This window comes from Cupriavidus basilensis, assembly GCF_029335485.1.
Lineage (GTDB): Bacteria > Pseudomonadota > Gammaproteobacteria > Burkholderiales > Burkholderiaceae > Cupriavidus > Cupriavidus basilensis_E.
This window is the reverse complement of record NZ_JARJLM010000045.1, coordinates 1-1,567: the sequence shown is the minus strand read 5'-3', so window position 1 is coordinate 1,567 and position 1,567 is coordinate 1. Positions and strand designations below refer to the sequence as shown.

At 67.1% G+C, this 1,567-nt stretch carries 1 protein-coding gene; it reads left to right on the top strand.

The window, feature by feature from the left end; translation table 11 throughout:
• Positions 1 to 1,072, top strand: a 1,072-nt coding sequence (locus tag P3W85_RS02845) for a TolC family protein (protein WP_276263650.1), incomplete at its 5' end; no start/stop codon positions are given.
• Positions 1,073 to 1,567 lie beyond the last annotated feature (495 nt).

Sequence of the window (1,567 nt, the reverse complement as noted above, 5' to 3'; positions counted from 1 at the left end):
CAACGTCAACTACGAAATCGACCTCTGGGGGCGGCTATCCAGCTTGCGCAGCGCGGCAGACTGGGAGACGCGCGCTACCGCGGCCGACTTCGAGGCCGCCTCGATCGCGCTTGCCGCCACTACGGCCACGCTGTACTGGCGCGCCGGGCTGCTGAACCAGTTGATCGATCTCTCCGGGCAAAGCCTGGCGGACGCGCGGCGCACGCTGGCACTGGTCGGCGCGCGCCACCATGCCGGCGCCGCCTCCGGCCTTGACCTGGCGCAGGCGCAGCAGCAACTGGCCGCCCTGGAGGCCGAGCGCACCGCGCTGGACCAGGAGCGCAACGTGAACCGCCAGGCCCTGGCGATCCTGTTCAACCGTCCGCCGGAACATGGCGCGGCCGAACCTGCCGGCTTGCCGGCCAACGCCTTGCCGCGCATCGCCCCCGGCATCCCCGCCGCGGTGATCGGACGGCGCCCCGACGTGCGGCAGGCCGAAGCGCGCCTGCACGCCGCCCTCGCCCAATCCGATGCGAGCCGCGCCAGCTTCTACCCCAGGCTGACGCTGACCGGCATGGTCGGCACCGGCAGCGCGGCGCTCGCCTCGCTGCTGCGGGATCCCACCGCCCTGCTCGGCGCGGGCCTGAGCCTGCCCTTCCTGCAATGGAACACGGCACGGCTGACGATACAGGTCTCCCAGAACGAGTACGAGGAAACCGTGGTGCGCTATCGCCAGTCGCTGTACACGGCATTCGCCGAGGTGGAGAACGCCTTGTCCGACCATGCCGGGCTGGACCTGCGCTCGCAGCACCTGGACGAATCCCTGCGGGCGGCGAGCCGCGCCGAACGGCTGGCGGCAGCCCGCTACCGCACCGGCGCCACCGCGCTGCAGCCCTGGCTCGACGCCAAGGAGAAGCAGCGCACGGCAGCCGTGGCAGCGGCGAGAAACCGCTTCGACCGGCTGGTCAACATCGCTACCCTGTACAAGGCCCTGGGCGGGCCGCCGGTGGAGGCGGGTGCGCTGGCGGACGCAAGCTCCGTGCTGCGTGGCCGCAAGAGCAGCTTGCCTGAGCACGGCTCCGGCGGCAGCTAGCCGGGGCTCGGGGCGCGCGATCCCCCGCCGTGCAACGCGCGCAACCGTGCTTGCCACGCGTCCGTTCCCTCGCCCGTCGGCGCCTGCCCGGACATGCGGTATCCCGATTGGTGTCGCTGCGCCGCCCGGCGATGCGCTTCAGGACTTCGGCGGCGTTAACGAGTGTGCTCATGAGAAATGCTTCGTTTCATGGACTGGAGATCCGGAATATAGTCTGGACGTGCGGCGTCGATTCGGGATCGCCCTTTGCGGCGATTGGAATCGATAGCTGCTCTGACGCTGCAGGGTCTGAAGGCGGAATGGTGCCAGAGACTCTTGGCATATGGATTTGTCAATTTATTTGCTCTTTAATAACAGTTTTTTAGCTATTCTCTGCTGATACAGATTGACGCGGGAGATCGGTTTTTTTTGGCTTCTGGCTGCTGGCGCGGCTATACGCCTTTGGCCGTTTACGCTTGGGTGAGGTGTCACTTTTCTTTACTCGTAAAGAAAAGT